This window comes from Nocardioides sp. Root151, from assembly GCF_001427925.1.
Lineage (GTDB): Bacteria > Actinomycetota > Actinomycetes > Propionibacteriales > Nocardioidaceae > Nocardioides.
Genome location: NZ_LMGG01000008.1, coordinates 139,496 through 156,570, shown reverse-complemented (window position 1 = coordinate 156,570; position 17,075 = coordinate 139,496). Strand labels below are relative to the sequence as shown.

The 17,075-nt window shown below is 69.9% G+C and carries 17 protein-coding genes; 9 read left to right on the top strand and 8 right to left on the bottom strand.

The features are described from left to right. The 3 genes from ASD66_RS23550 to ASD66_RS23540 all read left to right on the top strand — a co-directional run bounded on the left by ASD66_RS23550 (position 1) and on the right by ASD66_RS23540 (position 3,191). Positions 1-963, top strand: a complete 963-nt coding sequence (locus ASD66_RS23550; RefSeq protein ID WP_056892447.1) for a phosphotransferase — start codon at positions 1-3, stop codon at positions 961-963. Between the two features lie 251 nt (positions 964-1,214). Beyond that, the gene (locus ASD66_RS23545) at positions 1,215-2,252 is read left to right on the top strand and encodes an IS30 family transposase (protein WP_156388882.1); all 1,038 of its coding nucleotides are present in this window, start codon (positions 1,215-1,217) and stop codon (positions 2,250-2,252) included. Between the two features lie 159 nt (positions 2,253-2,411). Further along, positions 2,412-3,191 carry an NUDIX domain-containing protein gene (locus ASD66_RS23540; protein ID WP_056892446.1) on the top strand — a complete coding sequence of 260 codons (780 nt, stop codon included), beginning with the start codon at positions 2,412-2,414 and terminating at the stop codon, positions 3,189-3,191. A 118-nt stretch (positions 3,192-3,309) separates the two neighbouring features. Here ASD66_RS23540 and ASD66_RS25590 read toward each other — a convergent pair whose 3' ends face one another. Together ASD66_RS25590 and ASD66_RS23530 are read right to left on the bottom strand one after the other, a co-directional pair. Then, a complete protein-coding gene (locus ASD66_RS25590; protein WP_056892445.1) occupies positions 3,310-4,260 on the bottom strand; it encodes a tetratricopeptide repeat protein in 951 nt (316 codons plus the stop codon). A 22-nt stretch (positions 4,261-4,282) separates the two neighbouring features. After that, complete coding sequence (locus ASD66_RS23530; protein WP_156388881.1) at positions 4,283-5,314, bottom strand: hypothetical protein; 1,032 nt, start codon at positions 5,312-5,314, stop codon at positions 4,283-4,285. Between the two features lie 236 nt (positions 5,315-5,550). Here ASD66_RS23530 and ASD66_RS23525 point away from each other — a divergent pair, with 236 nt between their 5' ends. Both ASD66_RS23525 and ASD66_RS24625 read left to right on the top strand, forming a co-directional pair. After that, positions 5,551-6,306 carry an SDR family NAD(P)-dependent oxidoreductase gene (locus ASD66_RS23525; RefSeq protein ID WP_056686527.1) on the top strand — a complete coding sequence of 252 codons (756 nt, stop codon included), beginning with the start codon at positions 5,551-5,553 and terminating at the stop codon, positions 6,304-6,306. A 22-nt stretch (positions 6,307-6,328) separates the two neighbouring features. Continuing rightward, positions 6,329-7,405 (top strand): serine/threonine-protein kinase, encoded by a 1,077-nt coding sequence (locus ASD66_RS24625; protein WP_056892443.1) that lies wholly within the window; start codon positions 6,329-6,331, stop codon positions 7,403-7,405. A 99-nt stretch (positions 7,406-7,504) separates the two neighbouring features. Here the strand turns inward: ASD66_RS24625 and ASD66_RS23515 are convergent, their stop codons facing one another. From ASD66_RS23515 to ASD66_RS23495, 6 genes are all read right to left on the bottom strand, one after another. Then, complete coding sequence (locus tag ASD66_RS23515; protein WP_056892442.1) at positions 7,505-8,791, bottom strand: hypothetical protein; 1,287 nt, start codon at positions 8,789-8,791, stop codon at positions 7,505-7,507. 38 nt (positions 8,792-8,829) lie between these two features. Continuing rightward, complete coding sequence (locus ASD66_RS23510) at positions 8,830-9,318, bottom strand: MarR family winged helix-turn-helix transcriptional regulator (protein ID WP_056686517.1); 489 nt, start codon at positions 9,316-9,318, stop codon at positions 8,830-8,832. Positions 9,319-9,326: 8 nt separating this feature from the next. Next, on the bottom strand, positions 9,327-9,848 hold the full coding sequence (locus tag ASD66_RS23505; RefSeq protein ID WP_056686514.1) for a PH domain-containing protein: 522 nt from the start codon (positions 9,846-9,848) through the stop codon (positions 9,327-9,329). A gap of 5 nt (positions 9,849-9,853) precedes the next feature. After that, entirely contained in the window at positions 9,854-10,024 is a 171-nt protein-coding gene (locus ASD66_RS24620) for a hypothetical protein (RefSeq protein WP_156388880.1), read from the bottom strand. A gap of 116 nt (positions 10,025-10,140) precedes the next feature. Further along, entirely contained in the window at positions 10,141-11,145 is a 1,005-nt protein-coding gene (meaB, locus tag ASD66_RS23500) for a methylmalonyl Co-A mutase-associated GTPase MeaB (protein ID WP_056892441.1), read from the bottom strand. 1 nt (position 11,146) lies between these two features. Further along, entirely contained in the window at positions 11,147-12,331 is a 1,185-nt protein-coding gene (locus tag ASD66_RS23495) for an acetyl-CoA C-acetyltransferase (RefSeq protein WP_056892440.1), read from the bottom strand. Between the two features lie 129 nt (positions 12,332-12,460). Here ASD66_RS23495 and mce point away from each other — a divergent pair, with 129 nt between their 5' ends. From mce to ASD66_RS23475, 4 genes are all read left to right on the top strand, one after another. Continuing rightward, on the top strand, positions 12,461-12,916 hold the full coding sequence (gene mce, locus ASD66_RS23490) for a methylmalonyl-CoA epimerase (protein ID WP_056892439.1): 456 nt from the start codon (positions 12,461-12,463) through the stop codon (positions 12,914-12,916). Positions 12,917-13,005: 89 nt separating this feature from the next. Then, positions 13,006-14,346: a crotonyl-CoA carboxylase/reductase gene (gene ccrA, locus ASD66_RS23485; protein WP_056892438.1), complete on the top strand. Its 1,341-nt coding sequence runs from the start codon at positions 13,006-13,008 to the stop codon at positions 14,344-14,346. A 121-nt stretch (positions 14,347-14,467) separates the two neighbouring features. Continuing rightward, on the top strand, positions 14,468-15,820 hold the full coding sequence (locus tag ASD66_RS23480) for a hypothetical protein (protein WP_056892437.1): 1,353 nt from the start codon (positions 14,468-14,470) through the stop codon (positions 15,818-15,820). 8 nt (positions 15,821-15,828) lie between these two features. Next, positions 15,829-17,043, top strand: a complete 1,215-nt coding sequence (locus ASD66_RS23475) for an AI-2E family transporter (protein ID WP_082599702.1) — start codon at positions 15,829-15,831, stop codon at positions 17,041-17,043. Positions 17,044-17,075: the final 32 nt, after the last annotated feature.

Sequence of the window (17,075 nt, the reverse complement as noted above, 5' to 3'; positions counted from 1 at the left end):
TTGTTCGACGCCGGACTCACACCGCTCGAGGGCGGGCACAGTGGCGAGACCTTCCTCGGCACGAGCGGCGGGGAGAAGGTCGTCGTACGCATCCTCGCGGCGCGGTCGGCACAACGCGGGCCGGACGCGGTCGACATCGACGCCGCCGTCCTGCGCCTGGTGCGCGGACTGCTGCCGGTGCCCGAGGTCCTGGAGGTACGCCGACCCGACCCGGTGGGCGACGTCCCCGGCATCCTGGTCACCTCGTTCCTGCCCGGCGAGCGGCTCGACCTCGTGCTGGCCGACGCCGACGAGACGTTGCAGGGCAGGATCGGCGTCCACCTCGGCGACGTGCTGACCCGGCTCACCCGGATGCCGTTCCTGCGCGGCGGTCCGTTCGTCGACGCGGACCTGCGGATCGGCTCCTTCGGGGCTGGGGCCGCCGACCTGCGCACGTTCGTCGAGCACGTCGTCCCCGGCTCGGCACTGGAGGCCTGGGCGCCGGAGGACCTCGACAGGCTGTTCGCGCTCGCCGATCACGCCCAGGACCTGCTCGACCCGATCGCCCGGCGCTGCCTGGTGCACAGCGACTTCAACCCGAAGAACCTGCTCGTCGACCCCGGGACGGGTGAGGTCACCGGCGTGCTCGACTGGGAGTTCGCGCACGCCGGCCTGCCGGTGACCGACCTCGGCAACCTGCTGCGCTTCGAGCACTCTCCCGCGTTCGTCGAGTCGCTCCTCGACACCGTCGAGATCGACGGCCTCCCCGGCCGCGAGGACGGCGGTGCCGGAACCAGCGACGACGGCACCGTCAACGCTGGTACGGGGCGGATCCACAGCGCCCGGCTGCTCGAGCTGGCCCGGGCCGCGGACCTCTGGGCGCTGGTCGACCTGGCCGGCCGCGCCGGCGAGAACCCGGTCGCCGCCCGCGCCCACGACCTCCTCCTCACCCTCACCCGCACCGGCGACCTGCACCCCGCCTGACCCCCACGAGCCTGCAATTGTTGATGCGCGAACCGTGGATTCTTGATGCGCGAACCGTGGATTCTTGATGGGCGAGATCTAGAGAGTGACGCAACACCCCGTTAAGCGAAGGGGTTGTTGTGACGAAGTCGATCGAGGTTCGTCGTCGGTTTTGGCAGGGCATCCGGGCAGGGTGCTCGGTGGAGGAAGCAGCGGTCGCTGTGGGTGCGTCGCGCACGTGGGGCGCGGAGGTCTTCGAGCAGGCTGGCGGGGTGAACCCATTCCCGGTTGCTGAACCCAAGGGCCGCTATCTCTGCGAGGCCGAGCGTGAGGAGATCATGCACCTCGATGCCCAGGGGGTGTGTCCGGCCGAGATCGCCCGGCGGCTGGATCGAGATCGCTCCACGATCGGTCGAGAACTCGATCGGGGGGACACGGTCAGTCGTGGGTACCGTGCCTCGGCAGGTCAGCGTGCGGCCGACAAGGCACGGCGGGGTCCACGGCGATCGAAGCTGGCCACGAACCTGCGGCTTCGCAGCGCGGTGCAGGAGGGACTCGAGCGGCACGACAGCCCGGCCCAGATCGCTGGCAGACTCAGACGCGACTTCCCCGACGACCCGGAGATGCACGTGTGCGCCGAGACGATCTACCAGTCGCTCTACATCCAGGCCCGTGGCGGCCTCAAACGAGAGCTCACCAAGCACCTGCGGACCGGACGGTGGATGCGCAAGCCCCGCCGCAACGAGGCGGAACGCCGCGGTCGGATCCCCGACATGATCATGATCAGCGACCGCCCCGAGGAGGTCGAGAAGCGTGACGTGCCCGGTCACTGGGAAGGTGACCTGATCCTGGGGTCGAAGGCATCCAACAGTGCTGTGGGCACGGTTGTCGAACGCGCCAGCGGGTTCGTGATGCTGCTGCATCTGCCCAACGGGCACAGCGCCTTGGAGGTGCAGAACGCCCTCGTCGCCAAGATGACCACCCTGCCCGAGCAGCTGCGGTTGTCGCTGACCTGGGACCAGGGCCGCGAGATGTGCAACCACGCGCAGATCGCTGAGGCGACCGGCTTGGACATCTACTTCGCCGACCCGCACTCGCCGTGGCAACGGGGCTCGAACGAGAACATCAACGGCCTGCTCCGCCAGTACATGCCCAAAGGCACCGACCTCTCCTTCCACGGTGCCGGACTGCTCGACAACTACGCCAGCGAACTCAACTCCCGGCCCCGCAAACGCCACGGATTCCGAACACCGGCCGAAGTCCTCGACGAGTTACTCTCCAAGCAGACAAACCAAGACGGTGTTGCGTGACTACCTAGATTCCGCCATGGGCGAGCCGCGGATTCTTGCGTCGCGAACCTGCACGTCCGGCGCCGTCAAGGACCGCAGGGCTTGGCGGTTCGAGGCGCAACAAGTGCCAGTTCGCGACGCAAGAAGTGCGGGTTGGTGAGGGATGGATAGGGTGGCGCCGTGACCGAGCAGCCGACCGCCGTGGCCGTCGTCGTCGAGACCACCTCTGACGGCGCCGCACGGATCAGTTGGGGCCCCGGCCTGCGCGAGCTCTCCCTCACCGAAGCGATCGAGACAGTCACCGCCGGCGTCAACGGCGCCCTCGAGGAGCACCATCGCGTCGAGGCCCACGTGCACGTCGACGACGACGCCGGGCTCCGGGTCGCCACCTGGTCGGGCCTGCGGCGCGAGGGCGTACGTCGCGACGCCGACGGCGAGTTCGTCGTACTCGCCCGGCTGGCCGACGACCCGCCGCTGACCGACGGCGCGGGCTTCCGGGCGATGCTCAATTCGTTCCTGCCACGCAAGCGGGCGATCGGCCAGATGCTGGTCCGCGACGACGCGGGCAGGGTCCTGATGTGCCGGCTGACCTACAAGAAGGACTGGGACCTGCCCGGGGGCGTGGTCGAGGTCGGCGAGTCACCGCGCCTGGCCACCGCACGCGAGCTGGCCGAGGAGCTCGGCGTCGACATCCCCGCCGGGAAGCTGCTGCTCACCGACTGGCTGCCGCCGTGGTCGGGCTGGGACGACGCGGTCTGCCTGGTCTTCGACGGTGGCGTGCACGACGCATCCCTGGTCGACGGCATGGTTCTCGAGGCACGCGAGATCCGGGAGGCTGCCTTCCTCACTCTCGACGAGATCCAGGAGCGGGCCGCCGACTTCACCCATCGGCGGGTGGCGGCCACGCTGGCCAACGCGGGTGACACCGGATCGGCGTACACCGAGTCCGGCCACCCCTGACCGTCGCCCGCTCCCCCGCAGTAACGCGGGGCCGTGGTCGCTCCACACGCGTCCTGCCACGGGCGAACCGACCACACCACCGCGCAAGTGCCGGGAAGAATCCGATGCCGGACCCAGGTCAGAAGAGCGCGGAAGCCAGGTTCTGCCGACCCCGGATCACTCGCGAGTCCTCGTTGCCCACCGCGGCGAACAGCCCGAGCAGGTGGGTGCGGGCCTTGTCGCGCTCGGCACCGGAGGTACGCCGGACCAGGTCGACCAGCCGGTTGAAAGCGTCGTCGACGTGCCCGCCGAGCATGTCGAGGTCGGCGACCAGGGTCTGCGCGTCGACGTCATCGGGAGCGGACGCCGCGGCCTCGCGCGCGGTGTTCAGGTCGACGCCCTGGGTGCGCTGGAGCACCTTCGCCATCGCCAGTCCTGCGGCGGCCTCGACGTCGGCCGGATTGGCGTCGACGAGCTTCTGGTACTCCTCGACCGCGAGGTCGATGTTGCCCTCGCCGAGCGCGTCCTGTGCGGCGGCGTAGCGGGGGTCGGCCTCGGGCTCGGCGTCCTCGTCACCCTCGGCACCGGTGGCCGGGAGCGGCTGGTGGCGGCCGGTGATGCCCTGGGCGGTGAGCTGCTGGGCCAGCTGGTTGAAGAGGGTTCGGAGCTCGTCGGCGCCGAGGGCGCCGGGGATCGGCTGGCTGGCCGGGCGACCGTCGATGATGACGAGCATCAGCGGCACCTGCGGGATCTGCATCGCCTGGGCGATCTGGGGGGACGCGTCGATGTCGACGAGACCGGCGAGGAAACGGCCGTCGTACTCGCCCGTCACCGCGGCCACGTCGCGGGCGTAGGTCGTGCTCTCCGGCGACTGGCCCGGTGAGTGGAAGACGAGGACGACCGGACCAGTCATCGACGACTCGAGCACCGACTGGAAGTTCGCTTCGGAGACCTCGACCGAGTAGGCGCCGGCAGCGCCACCCGAGGAACCGGGGGCGCCGGCGCCCGACGATCCGGCGGGCGGGGTTGCCGGACGGCGCAGCCCGGAGAGGTCGATCGCACCAGGACGGGAGAACGGCTGTTGACTCATGGGGACCATCTTCCCCGATGACTCAACGGCTGACGATCGTGCCCCTGTAGGAAGGCGCGTGGACCACGAGGTCGGCGCCGCGCCGGTGTCCGATCCGGGAGGTGATCACGAACGTCGGGAGGCATCCGCTGGCGTGGCTCACCCGCACCCGGCCGGCTCCGGAGACGGTGCTGTGGTGGACGTCGGCGGCCACCCACGAGAGATGGTCCACCACGGTCCTCGCGACGCCGCACCGGGCGCCGCGGCGGGCTTCCTGGAGGGCCCGGACGACCAGGCGCACACCCGACCCGCTGCGACTGACCCGTCCCGAGCACAGCTCACGGCCAGCGGTGCTGGAGTCGCGGCTGCCCCCCACGGCCGAGCACGTGGTCACCTTGTGGTCGGCAGCCACCTCGAACGTCGTGGCCTCGCTGCCCACCCCCACGACCCGGCGTACGGACAGGCCCTCACCGGCCCGCAGCACGCGCGAGCGCCGCGAGGTGGACACGCTGCGGTTCCACCACGGCACCACGGCCGACACCCAGAGCCGCGAGGTGCGACCGACCTGCCACGTGTTCGCGCTCTGGTAGCCGGAGGACGTCGGTCGCGGTCGCAGCCCGCTGGCCCACGCCCGACAGACCACGTCGCCCGTCGTCGGCGCCACGTAGACGAACCGCGCCACCAGACCGGTCGCGTGGCCGCGCATCACGTTGCGGGAGGCTCCCGCCGTGCGTACGCCGGCCGCGGTCGGCGTACACGTGAGGGAGAGGGAGGCGAGCAGCAACTGGTCGGGGGTCGTGCGGCCCTGCTCGGCCACCACCTTGGTGGCCACGTAGCGCCGCTCGCCGGCCGAGGCCCGGAAGCGCACCGAGAACACCGGGACGACACGGTCGCGGCGGTACGTCGGCAGGTACGCCGGGACGGTCCGGGTCCGGTCGGCCGTGCGGTCAAGATGGCTGCGGCCAGCATCCGGGGATGCGGCGGAGACCCAGACTGGCAGCGTGTCGTCGTCTGCTGCGGCGTGGCCCGGAAGTGCCACCGACAACCCCACGAGCATCGCGAACAGGGCACTCACCAGCCTCGACACAGCCCGCACACCCTGCCCTTGCACCCGTCCTCGCCCTGAACGCCGACACCCTACTCGGCCGACTCTGCGAATGCCGGGGTTTTCTGCAATGATGGGCCGCGGCCCGGCCGGCTACCCGGTAGTACACCTCTCGTGCGATCCACAACGCACCGAACGCGGTGACTGCTCCTGCCCGCGCCCGACCACCCACCCCTTGTCGTCATCGTTTCTCGGGAGGAGAACACGTGGCTGCCCCGTCGTACGACTTCACCGGGCGACGCGTGCTCGTGGTCGGCGGCACCCGTGGACTCGGCAACCTGGTGGCCCGCAACTTCTCTCGATACGGCGCCAGCGTCACGGTGACCGGCACCCAGTCGCTGACCTCGGCGTACGACGTCAACCTCGACGCGTTCTCCTACCTGCGTCTCGACCTGACCAGCCACGACTCGATCGTGCGCGTGGCGGAGCAGGTCGGCGATGTCGACATCGTGGTCAACGCGGCGAGCGCCCGCGTTCCGCACTCCAGCGACGTGCACGAGCAGGAGTTCGTCTCCGAATCGGTGCGCCTGGGTCTGCTCGGCCCGAGCCAGCTGACGCACCGCCTGCGCCACCGGCTCGGAGAGAGCACCATGCGCGGCGGCGGATCGGTGATCAACACCCACTACGTGCGTCGCTGGTGCGAGATGGCGGTCGGACCGGCCAACGCCCACCAGGAGATGCTCAACAGCACGGCCCGCCTTGCCGCCGCCTGGGCACCCAACGGCGTGCGCGTCAACGGCGTCGCCTCGACCGTCATGGTCCCGAGGCAGAGCCAGCTGCGGGTCCAGATCGACCGGCAGTCCGGGCCCCTGCTCACCCGCACCCGCACCCAGCGCACCGGCACCCTCCAGGACGTCGGCAGTGCCGTGCTCTTCCTGGCCAGCACAGGCGCAGCGTTCATCACCGGCCAGACCCTCATGGTCAACGGCAGCGGCGCCGGCGGCGCCCGCATGGCCTACTGACTCGCTGGGTAGGGTCTCCCGCGTGGGTGAAGTCTTCGCAGGCCGGTACGAACTCCTCGACCCGATCGCCATGGGCGGCATGGGCACGGTGTGGTGCGTCCTCGACCGTGCCGACCACCAGGTCAAGGCGGCCAAGATCCTGCGCCAGTCCGATGCGGCATCGCTGCTGCGCTTCGTGCGCGAGCAGTCCATGCGCATCGACCACCTCCACGTGGTCACGCCCCAGTCGTGGGCCGGCATGGACGACCGCGTGCTCTTCACCATGCCGCTGGTCCGTGGCGGGTCCGTGGCCGACCTCCTCAAGCAGTTCGGCGCCCTGCCCGTGCGCTGGGTGGCCCTCCTCGTCGACCAGACCCTGCAGGCGCTCGAGGCCGTGCACGGTGCCGGCATCGTGCACCGCGACGTGAAGCTGGCGAACCTGCTGCTCGAGCCCACCGGCGGCGGCCGGCCGCACGTACGACTGACCGACTTCGGCATCGCCGCACCGCTCGACGAACCGCGGATGACCCGGGCCTCGATGGTGATCGGCAGCCCCGGCTACATGGCCCCGGAGCAGTGGCGCGGCGCCGACCCCGACTTCCGCTCCGACCTCTACTCGGTCGGTCGGGTCGGCATCGAGATGCTCACCGGTGTGCGCCCCACCGCCGACTCCCCCGGCCTCGACGTCGACGCGCTGCGCACCGACGACGACAACCGCGACGCCCTGCTCGACCTCCTGGCCAGGGCCTGCGACGAGGACCCCGTGCAACGCCCCGCGTCCGCCGCCGACATGCGGGCCGATCTGGCCGCCCTGCGCCTCGACACCCTGCCCGCGGCAGCCGGCGAGACCGTCACCGTGCGCGACCACTTCGACGGGCTGGCCACGACGTTGCCCGGCTCCCCGACCGACACGTCCGCCTCGACCCGGCTCGACCACGGCACGGCGCCGGCGACCCGCGTCGACCATCGCCCGGCCCCCGGCACGCGCGTCGACCACGGTGCGGCCACGCGGGTCCAGCCCGTGGCGCCGGCCCAGGTGGGTTCACGGCTCCCGGCGTACGTCCTGCTGGTGGTGGGCCTGGTCGCCGTACTCGTGGGCGCCTGGCTGCTGCTCACCTGATCCCACGAACCTGCAGTCCTTGATGCGCGAGCGGGCAGTTCTTGCGCTCTCCGTACGTCAAGAACTGCCGGGTCGAAGCGCAACAGTTGCAGGTTCGTGTCAGGGGCGACGCAGGCGCAGGGCGCCGAGGGCGAGGCAGACCAGACCGGCCAGGCCGATGCCGAGCCCGGAGACGTGGCGGGCCGAGAGCCAGCCGGCACCGTCCGGCTCGGGTGCGGGGTTGCCCGAGGCCACCTCCGACCGCTTGCCGTCGCCGACCAGGAAGGGCTGGTCCTCGGCGTACGTCGGGGCACCGGCGATGTCGCCCTGTGCCTCGACGGTGAGCGCGAACTCGATCTCCGCAGGGCCACGCTCGGAGGCGGTCTCCTCCGGTACGACGACGCTCACGTAGTAGTCGCCGGGCAGGTAGGTGTTCTGGTCGTCGTAGCGGTTCAGGTAGCGCACCGGGCCGACACCGGTGTCGAGATCGAGCGCCGTGTCGTCGACTGATCCTTCGACATCGGAGTCGGAGTAGGCCGAGTCGAGGTCGCGGCGCATCGGGTTGTAGACACCCAGGTAGACGGTCGGCCCCGAGATGCCGAACTTCTGCTCGAGGTCACTCTCGGACAGGGCGTCGACGTGCAGCGCCGCGGCCAGGGTCTGGCCCCACTCGAGGTGCACCCGGTAGAGCCGCTGCTCGCCCTCGGTGACGGTGGAATCGTAGGTGCCCGAGTTGAGCAGGGGCGCCTCGTCGAACGACGTCGCGCCCTCGACGGTCCCGCGGTCGTCGCCGTCGGCCGGCGCCCGGAACGACGCCTCCGTCTCCGGTGGCGCCGGAAGCGTGTCGACAGCCGTGTCGGCATCCTTGAGCGGACTCTCCTCGACAACCTTGATCGTCATCGGCAACTCGGTCTTGCTCTCACGCGTCGTGCTCGACGGCCCGACCGTGAACCGGAGCCTGTCCGCCCGGAGGCAGTCGGAGTTGAGATCGGTCGCCCCGTCCGGACCGACCTCGAGGTCGACCCCGATCGCCGTGAACGGCGCCGCGTAGTCAGCGCTCGCGGTCTCGCTTCCGCAGGAAGTGCCGTTCAGCCCGAAGGCCTCGAGCTTGATCGACTCTCCGGAAGACAGCGGCGTCGCCGTGACCGAAGTGTGCACCGAGGTGAACCTGGCCGTCCGTTCGTACGCAAGCTCGTGCACGAACGCCTCACCGGGCTCGAACTTAGTGCTCCACAAGCCTGCTTCGACGACGGTCGGCTTGCGGTCGTCGGTGCTCGTCCCCACCGGTGTGCCGCCGAGGTCGACCGGATCGCCGGGATCGGCACTGGCAGCCGGCGCCAGAGCGACCATGCCCACCAGCGCGAGCGCGGCCGTGCGGCGTACGACGGAACCCGGGATCACGATCACGCCCGGCACCCTACCCAGATCTGGCCGGAATCCACCGATCAGAAGTCCCCGGCCGCATTGCGGACCGGACGCAGCAACGCCGACAGCTGGGTGAGCTCGTCGTCGGAGAGCGCCTCGAGGGCGAAGCCGGCCGCGATCAGGTCGGCCGTGGCCGCCTCGACGACGGCCCGGCCGGTCTCGGTGATCTCGGCGAGGACCGTGCGCCCGTCATCGGGGTGCCGACGGCGTACGACGTGCTCCGAGGCGACCAGGCGATTGATGATCGAGGTGATCGAGGTCGGGTGCACCTGCAGGCGCTCCCCCATCTTGCCCAGCGGCAGCGACCCGCGGGAGGAGAAGGTCAGCAGCACCAGCGCCTCGTAGCGGGCGAAGGTGAGCCCGTGGGGCTTGAGGATCGCGTCGAGACGGGCCAGCACCAGCTGCTGCACGCGCATCAGCGAGGTGACCGCGTGCATCGCCGTCTGGTCGCTCCAGCGCAGCCCCCACTGACGGGCGGCCTCGTCGATCGGGTCGAAGGGAAGGGGCATGGGCGGACCTAGTTGACCTTCGGGCCGCGGAGGCCGGAACGCTGGACGACCCGCTGGATCGACAGGTCGCGCTGGTCGGGCTGGCCGACGAAGCGGATGTCGCGCAGGCCCTGCTCCTGGGCGGCGGACTCGAAGACGAAGTGGCCGTAGCCGATGATGCGGCCCTGGAAGGGCTTGACCACGGTGATGTCGAGAATCCGGCTCAGCGGCATGGTGGCCAGGTGCTGGCTGAGCACGCCGTGGACCCGGAAGACCCGCATGTTGGTGATCACGAAGCGGTCGCGGAAGTGCGCCAGCGTCTTCCAGGCGGCGTGGGCCAGGATCACGAAGGCGAGCAGGAACGGGAACCAGGCGAGGTCGAGGTCGATGAACGGGAAGACCACCAGCAGCCCGATCGCAGCCAGGACCTCGAGCACCGGCAGGGTGTAGACGATCCAGTGGTGCATGACCTCGTCCACGATCACCTCGCCCTCCTCGCGGAGGAGGTGCTTGCGGATGTTCGGGTCCGTGAGGGCCTTGGTCAACCCCATGACCGTTAGAACAACTCGTTGAGGAAGCGGATCGTCGCCTCGAAGAGCTGCGTCGTCAGGGCCCATCCCTCACCGGCGCCGGCGCTGGCCAGCTCGGCGAGGCCGCTGGGGTCCTTGAACATGTAGAAGCCGATGAACAGGACGACGACGGCGAGTACGCCTTTCTTGGCGTCCATCTCAATCTCCATCCTCAGGTGAATCGTCGGGGCGTGCGTCTGCGCGCGTCGGAAACGCATGCCCGGTCATTGTGGCAACTCCGCCGCCGCGTGTCGCGGAGGCGCGCCCGGGCGCGTCATTCCAGGTGCGTGGCCAGGAGCTCGTCGGCCGCGGCCCACGGGTCACTGGCGCCACCGGCCACCCGGGCGGCCAGGGTGTCGAGCTCGGTACGCCGGTCGCTGATGCCGCCCCATCTCTGGCGCAGTGCGGTCAACGCGATCGCCTCGATCTCCTCGCGGGCACGGCGGGTACGCCGCCGCAACAGCTCCCCTGTGGACTCCAACCAGGCGTGGTGCTCGTCGATCGCGGTGACCACCTCGGCCAGGCCTTCGCCGTTCTGCGCCGTGGTCATCAGGATCGGCGGCTTCCACGCGCCTTCGGGCCGCTGCGACAGGGCGAGCGCGCCGCGCAGGTCGCGGCGTACGGTGCTGGCCCCGTCGCGGTCGGCCTTGTTGATCACGTAGAGGTCACCGATCTCGAGGATCCCGGCCTTCGCGGCCTGGATGCCGTCGCCCATGCCCGGCGCGAGCAGCACGATCGTGGTGTCCGCGAGGCCGGCGATCTCGACCTCGCTCTGGCCCACGCCGACGGTCTCGACCACGATCGTGTCGAAGCCCGACGCGTCGAGCACCCGCATCGCCTGCGGAGTGCTCCACGACAGACCGCCGAGATGGCCGCGCGAGGCCATCGAACGGATGAAGACGTCGCGGTCGGTCGCGTGGTCCTGCATGCGGACGCGGTCGCCGAGCAGCGCGCCGCCGGAGAACGGCGACGACGGATCGATGGCGAGTACGCCGACCCGCTGTCCGGCACCACGCAGCTCGGTGATCAGGGCGCTGGTGGTCGTGGACTTGCCGACCCCCGGGGAGCCGGTGATGCCGACGATCCTCGCCCGGCCCGAGTGCGGCGCCAGCAGAGCCATCACTTCGCGCAGCAGCGGGGACTCGTCCTCGACCAGGGAGATGAGGCGCCCGACCGAGCGCGGGTCCCCCGTGCGGGCCTTCTCGACGAGCTCGGGGACGGCAACGGCCGACCGACCACGGGGTCGGCCGGCCGTCGCTGCGTCAGGTGTGGAGACCAAGTCAGGCCTTCGCGGGGACCTTGATGATCAGGGCGTCGCCCTGACCGCCGCCGCCACACAGGGCGGCGGCACCGGTGCCGCCACCACGGCGCTGGAGCTCCAGCGCGAGGTGCAGCACGATGCGGGTGCCCGACATGCCGACCGGGTGGCCGATGGCGATGGCGCCACCGTTGACGTTGATCTTGTCGTCGGAGACGCCGAGCTGGCGACCCGACTCGATGCCGACGGCCGCGAACGCCTCGTTGAGCTCGAAGAGGTCGATGTCGGAGACCGCGATGCCCTCCTTCTCGGCAGCCTTGGCGATCGCGTTGGCCGGCTGCAGCTGCAGCGTGGAGTCGGGGCCGGCGACCTGGCCGGAGGCGCCGATCTCGGCGAGCCACTCGAGGCCGAGCTCCTCGGCCTTGGCCTTGCTCATCACGATGACCGCGGCGGCGCCGTCGGAGATCTGCGAGGCGGAGCCGGCGGTGATCGTGCCGTCCTTGGAGACCGGACGCAGGCCGGCCAGCGACTCGGTGGTCGTGTCGCCACGGATGCCCTCGTCCTGGCTGACCGTGACGTCACCCTTGCGGGACTTGATCGTGACCGGGACGACCTCGTCGTCGAAGACACCGTTCTTCCAGGCCAGCGCGGCACGCTGGTGCGACTGGGCGGAGAAGGCGTCCTGCTCCTCGCGGGTCAGCTTGGCGCCGGCGACGTTGTGGCTGTCGGTGAGGTTGATCATGGCCTGGTCGGTGAACTGGTCGTAGAGCGCGTCGTACGCCATCGAGTCGACCAGCGACGTGTCGCCGTACTTGAAGCCCTCGCGGGACTTCGGCAGCAGGTGCGGGGCCTGGGTCATCGACTCCATGCCGCCGGCCACGACGATGTCGTGCTCACCGGCGCGGATCAGCTGGTCGGCCAGCGCGATGGCATTGATGCCGGAGAGGCACACCTTGTTGATGGTGATCGCGGGGACGTCCATCGGGATGCCACCCTTGACCGCGGCCTGGCGCGCGGCGATCTGCCCGGCACCGGCCTGGATGACCTGGCCCATGATCACGTAGTCGACCTGGTCGCCGGCGACGCCGGCCTTCTCCAGGGCGCCCTTGATGGCGACGCCACCGAGATCGGCAGCGCTCAGGCTCTTGAGACCACCGAGAAGGCGGCCGACGGGCGTACGGGCCCCTGCGACGATGACGGACGACATGGTTGTTCCTCCTGCGTCAAACACGAATGGAATGCTTTCGAGCCTATCCCCGACCTACCCGTCGGCAACATGTGTCCCGGATGTGGACGTCGTCACGCTCTCTCCACCGTTTCGTACGACCATGGACCCATGACCGCACCACTGGAAGTCCCCGAGCACCTGTTCATCGCCATCGACCACGTCGGCATCGCCGTACCCGACCTCGACGTGGCGACCGCCTACTACCGCGACAACTTCGGCATGAAGGTCGTGCACGAGGAGGTCAACGAGGAGCAGGGCGTGCGGGAGGCCATGGTCGGCGTCGGCGACTCGGGCTCGTGCATCCAGCTGCTGGCGCCGCTCAATGACGAGTCGACGATCGCGAAGTTCCTCGGCCGCTCGGGCCCCGGGCTGCAGCAGCTCGCCTACCGGGTCACCGACGTCGAGCAGGTCGCCGCGATCCTGCGTGAGCGTGGCCTGCGCCTGCTGTACGACGCCCCCAAGCGGGGTACGTCGAACTCGCGGGTCAACTTCATCCACCCCAAGGACGCCGGCGGCGTGCTCGTCGAGCTCGTCGAGCCTGCTGCCGCGTCCGACCACGTCTGAGACGTCCGTCTCATCCGTCACTACTGGCGGTTAACGACCGCTATCTTGGGCCGAAATCCGCACCACTGAACTGATCAGGGAGTTCCTCCGTGCAGCACATTCTTGACGCAATCCTCGCCGGTGACACCACCTCCGAGGACTTCGCCAACCTCGAATTGCCCGAGTCCTACAAGGCGGTCACCGTCCACAAGGACGAGGTCGGCATGTTCGAGGGCATCGACAGCAAGGAGAAGGACCCCCGCAAGTCCCTCCACGTCGAGGACGTCGCGCTCCCCGAGCTCGGCCCCGGTGAGGCGTACGTCGCAGTCATGGCCTCGGCGATCAACTACAACACCGTGTGGACCTCGATCTTCGAGCCGGTCTCGACCTTCGGGTTCCTCGAGCGCTACGGCCGCCTCTCCGAGCTCACCAAGCGCCACGACCTGCCCTACCACGTGGTCGGCTCCGACCTCTCGGGCGTCGTGCTGAAGACCGGCGCCGGCGTGACCAAGTGGAAGGCCGGCGACCGTGTCGTCGCCCACTGCCTCTCGGTGGAGATGGAGAGCGCCGACGGCCACAACGACTCGATGCTCGACCCCGAGCAGCGCATCTGGGGCTTCGAGACCAACTTCGGTGGCCTCGCCGAGGTCGCCCTGGTCAAGTCGAACCAGCTGATGCCCAAGCCCGAGCACCTCACCTGGGAAGAGGCTGCCTCCCCCGGCCTGGTGAACTCCACCGCCTACCGCCAGCTGGTCTCGAAGAACGGCGGCCAGATGAAGCAGGGCGACAACGTCTTGATCTGGGGCGCGTCCGGTGGCCTCGGCGGCTTCGCCACGCAGTACGCCCTCAACGGCGGCGCCACCCCCGTGTGTGTCGTCTCCAACGAGGAGAAGGCCGCGATCGCCCGCAGCATGGGCGCCGAGCTGATCATCAACCGCTCCGAAGAGGCCTACAAGTTCTGGAACGACGAGGGCACCGCGCAGGACCCGAAGGAGTGGAAGCGCTTCGGAGCCAAGATCCGTGAGCTCACCGGTGGCGAGGACATCGACATCGTCTTCGAGCACCCGGGCCGCGAGACGTTCGGCGCCTCGGTGTACGTGACCCGCAAGGGCGGCACGATCACCACCTGTGCCTCGACCTCGGGCTACATGCACGAGTACGACAACCGCTACCTGTGGATGAACCTGAAGCGCATCATCAGCTCCCACTTCGCCAACTACCGCGAGTCGTGGGAGGCAAACCGCCTCATCGCCCAGGGCAAGATCCACCCCACCCTGTCGCGCACCTACACCCTCGACCAGGTCGGCCAGGCCGCCCTGGACGTGCACCACAACAAGCACCAGGGGAAGGTCGGCGTCCTCGCACTCTCCCCGGAAGAGGGCCTGGGCGTGCTCAACAACGAGCTCCGCGAGAAGCACCTGACGAAGATCAACGCCTTCCGCGGCATCTGATCGACCAAATCACACCCCGGTTCGCGCAAACTGCGCGAGCCGGGGTGTGTTCTTTTTCGTCCATCAGCCACACTTGGCACGCAACCCGGGACGCATCACCACTGACGGAGGAAAGAACCCCATGAGCAGCGACGACGGCCTGTCCATCTTCGACGAGGAGCCGACCAAGGGCGGCGCGCCCGAGGGCGCCGACGACGCCACGCAGGTGCTCCCCGTGGTGAAGCGCGAGAGTGATGAGAAGTCCTCGCCCCCCGAGACGGCGGCGAAGCCGATCCGGACGAGCACCACGGTCCGCCCGGCAGCCCAACCCGCCGGCCAGCCCTCGGCCAGGCAGGACTCCGCCACGCAGGCGCCGGCACAGTCCGCCCGTCCCGCCGCGCAGGTCCCGGCCCAGCCCACCGCGCCCTCGCAGGCCGCGGTTCGTCCTTCCGGAAGCCTGGTCAGCAACCCGAACCCCTCCCAGGCGCCCTCCTCGCCCGGCCAGTCCCGCCTTCCCACGCTTCCCGTCGTACGACGCAACGGCTACGACCAGGCCGCCGTCGACTCCCTACTCTCCCAGCTGACCAACGAGAAGGCCGGCCTCGGCAACAGCCTCGGCGCGTCCGAGAAGCGGGTCATCGAGCTGGAGTCCGAGCTGGCCGGCCTGCGCAAGCAGGTCTCCGAGGTCGAGGCGCCGTCGTACGCCGGACTCGGCGGCCGCGCGAACGAGCTGCTCCGCCTGGCCGAGGAGGAGGCCGAGGACATCCGCCTCCAGGCCATTCGCGAGGCCACGGAGATCCGTGCCCAGGCCACCAAGGACGCCAAGGCGATCCGTTCCGACGCCACCCGTGAGGCCGAGGACATGCGCACAGTCCAGCTCGCCGAGCTCGACGAGCAGCGCACCCGCCTGATCGCCGACGCGGAGCAGGAGCGCGCCCTGGCCCGCACCGAGGCCAACGACCTGCGCGCCGCTGCCAAGCGCGAGGCCGACCAGCTGCGCCTGGCCGCCACGCAGGAGAGCAACGACGCCAAGGTGAGCGCCGCCCGTGAGGCGGAGAAGTCCCGCGCCGCCGCCGACCGTGAGGTGCAGGAGGCCCGGCGCACGCTCGCGGTCGAGAAGGAGCGGCTGGCCAAGGAGGCCGCCGACCACCACTCGAACGCCACCGCCGAGACGCGTCGCCTGGTCGAGGAGGCCGAGCAGCGTGCCGTGGCCGCCGAGGAGCGCGCCACCGAGGCCAGCGCCCAGGCCGCGACCCACCGCCAGCAGGCACAGTCCGAGTCCGACGCCCTGCTCACCCGAGCCCGTCGTGAGGCAGAGCAGATCGTCGCCTCGGCCCGCAGCCAGGCGGAGAGCCTGACCGCGTCCGGACAGGCCGACGCCGACCGTGAGCTGGCCGCCGTGCGCGCCGAGGTCGACCGCATGACGAAGCGTCGCGACGCGATCACCGCCCAGCTCGGCGCACTCCGCGACGTCGTCGCCGGCTTCGACGACTGAGCGCATCCATGGCCCATCACGGGGATCACAGCCCTGACCTGGATGACGGGGTCGACGACGCGGCGCAGGTCGCCGCCGTGGCTGCCGAGCGCGCGGAGGACGCTGCCGAGCGAGCCGAGCTGGCCGAGGACGAGGTCGAGGAGCATCTGGAGAAGCACCACATCGGTGAGCGGCACCTCGGCCAGCCGGGTCCGCCGATCGGGCACTCGCCGTACTACATCGGCTTCTTCGGCGGCCTCGGCCTGCTGACGGCGTACTGGCTCGGACAGCAGGTGCTGGCGATCGGCTCGACGCTGGTCCTGGTCGTGGTCTCGATGTTCCTGGCGGCCGGCCTGAACCCGCTCGTCGAGTGGTTCGAGCGACGCGGCATGCGGCGCTCGATGGCCGTGCTGTCGGTGATCGTGATCGTGCTGATCGCGATCGGCCTGTTCATCTCGGCGATCGTGCCGGTGATCAGCGAGCAGGTCGCCGCGCTGACCAGCAACGCACCCCACTGGCTGGACCAGCTGCAGGAGAACAAGCGGGTCCAGAAGTGGAACGAGGACTACGACCTCATCCAGAAGGCCAAGGAGTACATCGAGGACGGGAACCTCGCGCAGCGCGCCTTCGGTGGTGTGCTCGGCTTCGGCCTCGCGGTCCTCTCGGCGCTGCTCAACGCGTTCATCGTGATCGTGCTGACGCTCTACTTCCTGGCGTCGCTGCCGAAGACCAAGGCCGCGTTCTACCGCCTCGCGCCCGCCTCGCGTCGCGACCGGGTCACCCGCCTGGGCGACCGAGTGCTCCAGGGCATCGGCGGCTACGTCTCCGGCGCCTTCGTCGTCGCGGTCTGCGCGTCACTCGCCTCGTTGGTGTTCCTGTTCATCGTGGGCCTGGGCGAGTACGCCGTCGCGTTGTCGTTCGTGGTCGGTCTGCTCTCGTTGATCCCGATGGTCGGTGCCACGATCGCCATGCTGATCGTGTCGGCGATCGGGTTCACGATCTCGCCGGGCGTCGGCATCGCCTGCCTGGTCTACTACGCGCTCTACCAACAGCTCGAGAACTACGTGATCTACCCGCGGGTGATGCAGCGCTCGGTCAGCGTGCCCGGCTCGGTCACCGTGATCGCGGCACTGGTCGGCGGAGGCCTGCTCGGCGTGGTCGGCGCCCTGATGGCCGTGCCGACCGCGGCCGCGATCCTGCTGCTCACCCAGGAGGTGTTCGTCCGCCGTCAGGACGAACGCTGACCCGTCGTCAATTCTGATCGACCTGTCGCCAG